Origin of the sequence: Streptomyces sp. P17 (assembly GCF_032436805.1) — a bacterium.
Lineage (GTDB): Bacteria > Actinomycetota > Actinomycetes > Streptomycetales > Streptomycetaceae > Streptomyces.
Window position 1 is genome coordinate 23,730 of record NZ_JAVRBF010000078.1, and the last position, 7,317, is coordinate 31,046.

The window sequence follows — 7,317 nt, forward strand, 5'->3', positions numbered from 1 at the left end:
ACGGCTTTGCTTCACCATCCCCGGTAAGCCGGACATCCTCTGTCACCTTTTTGCGGCGGGTCACGACCGAGCCGTCAATGGCCCCGGGCGATCCATTCCTCCAGCTGCGGGGCCTCGGCGCCGATCGTGGTGCCGTCGCCGTGCCCGGTGAGGACCTTCGTCTCGGGCGGGAGGGTGAGCAGGCGGTCGCGGATCGAGTCGATGATCGTCGCGAAGTGGGAGTAGGAGCGGCCGGTGGCGCCGGGGCCGCCCTTGAAGAGGGTGTCGCCGGTGAAGACGGTGCCGAGTCCGGGGTCGTACAGGCAGACCGCGCCGGGCGCGTGCCCGGGGGTGTGCAGGACTCGGAGGTCGGCGCCGGCGGCCTCGATGACCTGGCCGTCCAGGAGGTGGGCGTCGGGGTCGCGGTCGGGGTGGGTCTGCTTCCACAGCGGCAGGTCGTCGGGGTGCAGCCAGATGGTGGCGCCGGTGCGGTCGGCGAGGGCGGGGGCGGCGTCGATGTGGTCGTTGTGGGCGTGGGTGCACACGATGGCGGTCAGCCTGCGGTCGCCGACGGCCTCGGCGATGGCGGCGGCGTCGTGGGCGGCGTCGATGACGACGACCTCGTGCTCGTCCCCGACGAGCCAGACGTTGTTGTCGACGTCCCACGTGCCGCCGTCGAGGCTGAACTGCCCGGAGGTGACGAGGCGTTCGATACGGGCGGCCATCACAGCACCACCACCGAGCGCAGGACGTCACCTTCGTGCATCCGCTCGAAGGCCTTCTCCACATCGGTGAGTTCGATGGTCTCCGTCACGAACGCCTCCAGGTCCAGGCGCCCTTGCAGATGCAGGTCGATCAGCATCGGGAAGTCGCGGGAGGGCAGACAGTCGCCGTACCAGGACGACTTGAGGGCGCCGCCGCGGCCGAAGACGTCGAGGAGCGGGAGTTCGAGCTTCATCTCGGGTGTGGGGACGCCGACCAGGACGACGGTTCCGGCCAGGTCGCGGGCGTAGAAGGCCTGTTTGTAGGTCTCGGGGCGGCCGACGGCCTCGATGACGACATCGGCTCCGAAGCCGCCGGTGAGTTCGCGGATCGTCTCGACCGGGTCGGCCACGCGGGAGTTCACGAGGTCGGTGGCGCCCATGGTGCGGGCCTTTTCGAGCTTGCGGTCGTCGATGTCGACGGCGATGATCTTCGCCGCGCCGGCCAGGTGGGCCCCGGCGATGGCGGCGTCCCCGACGCCCCCGCAGCCGATGACCGCGACCGTGTCGCCCCGGCCCACCTGCCCGGTGTTGATCGCGGCACCGATGCCGGCCATCACACCGCAGCCCAGCAACCCCGCGGCCTGCGGAGAGACGGCCGGGTCGACCTTGGTGCACTGGCCGGCCGCCACCAGCGTCTTCTCGGCGAAGGCGCCGATGCCGAGGGCCGGGGAGAGCTCGGTGCCGTCGGCGAGGGTCATCTTCTGCTTGGCGTTGTGGGTGTCGAAGCAGTACCAGGGCCGCCCGCGCACACAGGCCCGGCAACGCCCGCACACGGCACGCCAGTTGAGGACGACGAAGTCTCCGGGGGCGACATCGGCGACGCCGTCGCCGACCGACTCGACCACGCCCGCCGCCTCATGGCCCAGCAGGAAGGGGAACTCGTCGGAGATTCCGCCCTGTTTGTAGTGCAGATCGGTGTGGCAGACACCGCAGGCCTGGATCCGTACGACGGCCTCGCCAGGACCCGGGTCGGGCACGACGATCGTCTCCACCCGTACCGGTTCGTCCTTGCCCGGTGCGATCACGCCGCGAACCTGCTGCGCCATGGTGCTGACCCCTCTTCCGTAGGCCGGGTGTCCGTCTTCTCGACCCTACGCGTGACTGATCGGAAACGGCATGTACGGGCGACAAGCGCTCAGGCCCGCAGCACCTGCTCAAGCGAGGTGGCGGGGTGGCCGGTCAGGTCCTCGACCGCGGTGGTCACCGCGGCCAGGGAGCCGTCGGCGATCGCGGTGTAGGTGGAGACCCAGGCGTCGAGCTGCCAGTCGGGGGCGCCGGAGCCCTTGCGGGAGGCGTAGGCCTCCTCGACCGTCTCCGGGACGTAGGAGACGGGGCGTCCGGTGACGGCGGCGATGGTGGCGGCGATGTCGATGAGGCCGAGCGCCTCGGGGCCGGTCAGTTCGTAGGTGCGTCCGGCGTGCTCGGCCGGGTCGCGCAGGACGGCGACGGCGGCGTCGGCGATGTCGTCCTGGGCGACGACGGCGGCATGGCCGGCGCCCGCGGGGCCGCGGATGACGCCGTCCTCACCGACGAGGGCGGGCATGAAGTCGGCGTACAGGTTGTCCCGCAGGAAGGTGAACGGCACCCCGCTGGCGCGGATGTGCTGCTCGGTGTGCCAGTGGTCGCGGGCCAGGGTGAAGGTCGCGTCGGGGGCGGCGCCGTAGAAGGAGATGTACGCCAGGTGCGCGGCCCCGGCCGCGGCGGCGGCGTCGATGAAGGTGCGGTGCTGCTGGACCCGCTCGGGGGTCTCCGAGGCGGAGACCATCAGGACCCGGTCGGTGGGGCGCAGGGCGCGCACGACGGCGTCGTGGTCGTCGTAGGCGCCGGGCACCGCGGTGGCGCGGGGCAGTTCTGGTGCGCGGGCGGGCGTGCGGGCCAGGAGGGTCTGCGGGAGGCCGGCGGCGGCCAGCCGCCGGGCGATACGCCCGCCCAGGCGGCCGGAGGCACCGGTGACGGCGTAGGTGGGCTCGGTGGCGGCCATGGGGGATCTCCTTGCGGGGGCGAGGTGGCCAGGATCGATCCGTATCAGGCGTGTGTGCGGTCACCTGTGGTTGACACGCCAGGGGCCGGCCCTGCGCGACGCCTTGGCGCCGCCGCCGAACGGACCCGCGCGGGGTGCGCGGGGGCCGTGCCGCGGGGCGGCGCCGTAGGTGAGTTCGAGCAGGCGGACGACCCGGTAGCGGTGCGGGCGGAAGGGCTCGTAGAAGGGCTCGATCTCGTCGTCCGCCAAGGGGCGGCCCAACAGGGCCATGCCCGTCAGAGTGCCGAGGTGGTAGTCGCCCAGCGGCAGGGCGTCCGCGTCGCCCAGGGCGCGGTGGCCGACCTGGGCGGCGGTCCAGACCCCTACGCCGGGCAGCTTCGCCATCAGGGCGTAGGCGTGCGCCGGATCACCGGCCGCGCGGTCGAGCCGCGCCGCGTGGCGGGAGGCCTCGATGACGGTGCCGGAACGGTGCAGATCCACGCCCGCCCGGCGCCATTCCCAGCTCGGGACGGTCCGCCAGGTCCCGGGTGGAAGCGGCAGACGCATCCCGCCGGGGGCCGGGCCGGGCGCTGGCTCGCCGTAGAGCAGCGTCAGGCGGGTGAAGGACGCGGCGGCGTCCAGGCCGACGACGCGTTGTTCCAGTACGGCGGGGACGAGGGCCTCGAAGAGCCGTCCCGTGCGGGGGACGCGCAGGCCCGGCAGCCGGCGCACCGCGCCACGCAGGACCGGGTGCCGGGGCCGGAACAGTTCGGGCCGGTCGCCCTCGCCCAGTTCACGGCGGACGGAGTCGGCGAGTTCGGCCGATCCGGGTCCCCAGGCGTCGATGTGGACGTCGTCCAGGCGCTGCTTGCGGATGCGGTAGGTGACCGGCCCCGAGACGGTCAGCGCGGTGCGCCACACGGTGCCGTCGGGATCGACCCGGTGCGTGGGGTCGTAGGGGCCCCGACGCAGGCTCTCCAAGGTCAGGCGGGCGTCCACGGGGAAGCCGGGCTGCCAGTGCACGGACCGGTCCGGTGGCTGCGGCATCGCTCACCATCTCCCGGGAGGACATGCCGAGGGCCGCCCGGCTGTGCGGACGGCCCCCGGGGGTGCGGCGGGTCAGTACTCGATGCCGGGGAGCAGACCCGTGACCGGGGCGACCATGTCGGTGACCTGGTACAACTGGTTCAGCTCGTCGACCCGGTTGAGCTGGTTCAGCTGCGCGGAGGGCCGCGGGATCTCCGCCTTGCGCTCCTCGGGGATGTCGCTGACGGTGAGCGAGTCGAGCATCCTCATCGGGCTGAGCGAACCGGCGTTGGGGGCCTCCGCCTCGGCCGCGCTCGCCAGCGGCGCGGCGAGGCCGGTGGCCGCGGCGGCCAGACCGACGGCGGCGACGATACGTCGTGTTGAGATCATGTCCGGAGCAACGCCGACGGGCCCCCGCCGGACACGGCCGCACGGCGCGGCTCACCCGTCAGGCGGACCGCGGCGGCTGCGCTTGCCGAGCCCGCCCGGGCGGAGGAGCCTCGAAGGAGAGGCCGCGCGGCCCGCTCCCCGGAGGCCGCGGGCCTTCGAGGAGGTCACCATGGGCACTGCGGCACGCCCCGGCTTCGACACCGAAGCCCTGCGCCGGGGCATCGAGGGAGACACCGCGACGACACTGCTGTCGCTCTACGCGGACGACGCCGAACTACGCGTCGTGGACCGCAACACCCAGCCCAGCAGTCCCCGGGTCCTGCACGGCCGTGACGAGATCAGCGAGTTGCTGGACGACGTCTACAGCCGCGACATGACCCACAAGCTGGAGCGCTGTGTCGTCGAGGGCGACACCGTCGCCTTCAGCGAGTCCTGTCAGTACGCCGACGGAGTACGTGTGCTCGCCGAGTCGATGGCGTCCCTGCGGGACGGCAAGATCGTCGAGCAGACGATGATCCAGGCCTGGGACGAATAGCCGAAAGGAGCCTCGGTCCGGGTGGGGGCGGGCCGTGACTGGCGCTGAGGTGGAGCACCACCCGGGAGCGGTTCCGCAGAGTCGATGCCGTGCGCCTGGGCGAACCGGAAACACCGGCCCAGCTGGATCATGTCTCTGGCACGGCTGGGGGCACCTCCCAGGCCCTTGAGGCTCTGGGGGAGGACGGCACCTCTCTCGCCCGGAACATCGTGGCGCAGACCGCCGAGCGGGCGGCCCACGTCACCGAACGCACCGGCACGGCGCCCTGTCCGGCGACGGTGCTGGCCGTCGAGGACCCGGCATGCGTCCTCTACGTCCGGATGAAGCAACCGCTGCCGCAAGGCCGGCATCGAGTCCCGGCACGTGGAGCTGCCCGCGGCCACGACCACCGAGGAACTGGTCGCGGACGCTCGAAAAGCTGTCGCTCGACCCCGGTGTGCACGGCATCCTGCTCCAGCACCCGATGGGCGCGCACATCGACGAGCGGGCCGCGTTCGAGGCGACAGCGCCGGAGAAGGACGTCGACGGCGTCACCTTCGCCTCCTTCGCCACGATGAGCTTCGGACTGCCGGGCTTCGTGTCCTGCACGCCCGGCGGCATCGTGCGGCTGCTCGACGCGTACGACGTCGACCCGTCCGGCAAGCGCGCGGTGGTCGTCGGCCGCAGCGCGATCCTCGGCAAGCCGGCCGGCATGCTGCTGCTCGCCCGGGACGCGACGGTGACGTACTGCCACTCCCGTACGGCGGACCTGTCGGCGGCGGTCCGGGAGGCGGACATCGTAGTCGCCGCCGTGGGTCGGCCCCGGCTGATCCGGGGTCAGGACATCAAGCCGGGCGCCGTCGTGATCGACGCCGGCTACGACCCGGGCAACATCGGCGACCTCGACTTCCATTCCGCCGCCGAACGGGCCTCGCTGATCACGCCGGTGCCGGGCGGGGTCGGTCCGATGACGATCGCCACGCTGCCGGAGCAGACCGTCACTGCCGCCGCACGGCAGCTCGGGGTCTGATCACCGCGTCCAGGCGCTGTACTCCATGACGTCGCCGGCCTTGACGCCGTATTCCGGCTGGTCCTTGGTGAAGGTGGTCTCCAGGCCGAGGACGGTACCGGTGGCCGGGTCCAGGATCAGCATCCGGCGGGCGCCAGGACCGTCGTACGCATACGCCTGTCCGGGCCGCCCGAGCCGGTCCGTCACCTGTCCGACGGGCCTGAGCCCCTCGGTCCGTGCGAGCAGCCGTACGAGGGCCGCGGACTCGCGGGCGCCGAGGGTCCAGGTGTCGAGCAGGACGCCTACGGCATCCAGGAGTTGGGGCGTGCTCAGCGACTCGCTGTAGGTGGCCTCCTCCAGGTAGGCCCGCAGCCGCTCGGCGTCGCGCGGCGGCGGGGACTGCGGCGGGGCGTCGCTCCAACTCGGCGGATAGGTCTGCCGGGAGACGATGTCCCCGTCCTCGGCGACGAGTTCGGTGTGGCTGCCGTCGGCCCTCCAGCGCACGATGCGTTCCTCGGGGAGGGTGACCGGCGGTTTGTCGTCGCTCATGGCCAGGCTCCACGTCTGCACATGCGTGCCCTTGCGGAGCTTCGGCGCCCCGTCCGTCGCCGCCGACTGCGCCAGTTCGGCCAGGGACTTCAGGGGTACGGGGGCGGAGTCGGCGCGCACGACGAGCGGGCGCGGTGCGGCGACCGCCGGGGCCGTGGTCTGGCCGGTGAACAGGAGCGCCGACACGACGGCGGCGACGACCGCGGTGGCCGCCAGGGCCCAGGCCGGCCGAAGGCGGCGGCGGGGGGTCCGTTGCTGCATCAGGCGGTTGAGCTGCCGCTCGGCGTGATGGTCGAGGGGGCCGTCTCCGAAGTGGGGGCCGTCGACGGGGACCGGGTTGGCGCGGCGCAGGAGGTCGAGTTCGTCAGCCATGGCCGTTCTCCTTCGAGGGTGTCGTGAGGCTCATGCGGTCGATCTCGGCTCTGAGCCGGCGGCGGGCCCGGTGCAGGCGCATCGACGCGGCGCGGGTGCCGCAGCCGAGGGCGACGGCGAGGTCGTCGATGCCGAGTTCCTCCCAGGCCGTGAGCCGCAGTACCTCCTGGTCCTTGGCGGAGAGGCGGGCCAGTGCCTCGTGCACCCAGCCGCCGGGAGGCTCCGTGTCGGGGCTGTCCACGATCTGCCGGCCGTGCGCGGTCTCGTCGTTGCCCAGGCGGTCCACCAACCGGCGGCGCCGTCCGTAGCCGCGTACCGCGTTCGCCAGGCAGTTGCGTGCCACGCCGTACAGCCAGGGCAGCGGGGCGGCCGGGAGGTCGTCCCGGCGCCGCCAGGCGACGGTGAACACCTCCGCCACCACTTCCTCGACCTCACTCATGCGCCCGTCCAGTCGCCGCGCGACATAGCGGCTGACCGCCCAGTAGTGCTCGCGATAGGCAGCGGCGAAGACCTCGTCGTTGCTCATGTTCCGTTCGTGTCCGGCACCTGCGGGATCGTCACACCGGGTTTCGGTGATTCTTGTCGCGTCGTTCGAGTGTGACGTCCGGGCCGGGCGTGGACACAGGCGGGTCGTGAGAGATCAAAACGTCACCTTCATCAAGTGGCTGACCACCACCGACCACAAGACGATCGGAACGCTCTACCTGGTCACGTCGTTCGCGTTCTTCTGCATCGGTGGCGTGCTGGCGCTGTT

At 72.3% G+C, this 7,317-nt stretch carries 8 protein-coding genes, 1 pseudogene and 1 riboswitch; of the genes and pseudogenes, 2 read left to right on the forward strand and 7 right to left on the reverse strand.

The window, feature by feature from the left end; all coding sequences use genetic code 11:
* Positions 1–74 precede the first annotated feature (74 nt).
* From RMT89_RS35265 to RMT89_RS35285, 5 genes are all read right to left on the reverse strand, one after another.
* Positions 75–704: an MBL fold metallo-hydrolase gene (locus RMT89_RS35265; protein ID WP_315887830.1), complete on the reverse strand. Its 630-nt coding sequence runs from the start codon at positions 702–704 to the stop codon at positions 75–77.
* Entirely contained in the window at positions 704–1,789 is a 1,086-nt protein-coding gene (locus RMT89_RS35270) for an S-(hydroxymethyl)mycothiol dehydrogenase (protein WP_315887831.1), read from the reverse strand. Before RMT89_RS35270 ends, RMT89_RS35265 begins: the two co-directional genes overlap by 1 nt.
* An 89-nt stretch (positions 1,790–1,878) precedes the next feature.
* Positions 1,879–2,724, reverse strand: coding sequence for an SDR family oxidoreductase (locus tag RMT89_RS35275; protein WP_315887832.1), 846 nt, complete (start codon positions 2,722–2,724; stop codon positions 1,879–1,881).
* A gap of 60 nt (positions 2,725–2,784) precedes the next feature.
* Positions 2,785–3,750 carry a DNA-3-methyladenine glycosylase 2 family protein gene (locus tag RMT89_RS35280; protein ID WP_315887833.1) on the reverse strand — a complete coding sequence of 322 codons (966 nt, stop codon included), beginning with the start codon at positions 3,748–3,750 and terminating at the stop codon, positions 2,785–2,787.
* A 72-nt stretch (positions 3,751–3,822) separates the two neighbouring features.
* Positions 3,823–4,119, reverse strand: coding sequence for a hypothetical protein (locus RMT89_RS35285; RefSeq protein WP_315887834.1), 297 nt, complete (start codon positions 4,117–4,119; stop codon positions 3,823–3,825).
* Between the two features lie 169 nt (positions 4,120–4,288).
* On the opposite strand from RMT89_RS35285, the gene RMT89_RS35290 reads away from it, so the two are divergent.
* Entirely contained in the window at positions 4,289–4,654 is a 366-nt protein-coding gene (locus RMT89_RS35290; protein WP_315887835.1) for a nuclear transport factor 2 family protein, read from the forward strand.
* 24 nt (positions 4,655–4,678) lie between these two features.
* Positions 4,679–4,762, forward strand: a riboswitch (ZMP/ZTP riboswitch).
* A 65-nt stretch (positions 4,763–4,827) separates the two neighbouring features.
* Positions 4,828–5,663: pseudogene (locus tag RMT89_RS35295) on the forward strand (bifunctional 5,10-methylenetetrahydrofolate dehydrogenase/5,10-methenyltetrahydrofolate cyclohydrolase).
* Here the strand turns inward: RMT89_RS35295 and RMT89_RS35300 are convergent.
* Together RMT89_RS35300 and RMT89_RS35305 are read right to left on the reverse strand one after the other, a co-directional pair.
* Positions 5,664–6,563, reverse strand: a complete 900-nt coding sequence (locus tag RMT89_RS35300) for a CU044_5270 family protein (protein ID WP_315887836.1) — start codon at positions 6,561–6,563, stop codon at positions 5,664–5,666. It lies immediately after the preceding pseudogene.
* On the reverse strand, positions 6,556–7,089 hold the full coding sequence (locus RMT89_RS35305) for a sigma-70 family RNA polymerase sigma factor (protein ID WP_315887837.1): 534 nt from the start codon (positions 7,087–7,089) through the stop codon (positions 6,556–6,558). Before RMT89_RS35305 ends, RMT89_RS35300 begins: the two co-directional genes overlap by 8 nt.
* Positions 7,090–7,317: the final 228 nt, after the last annotated feature.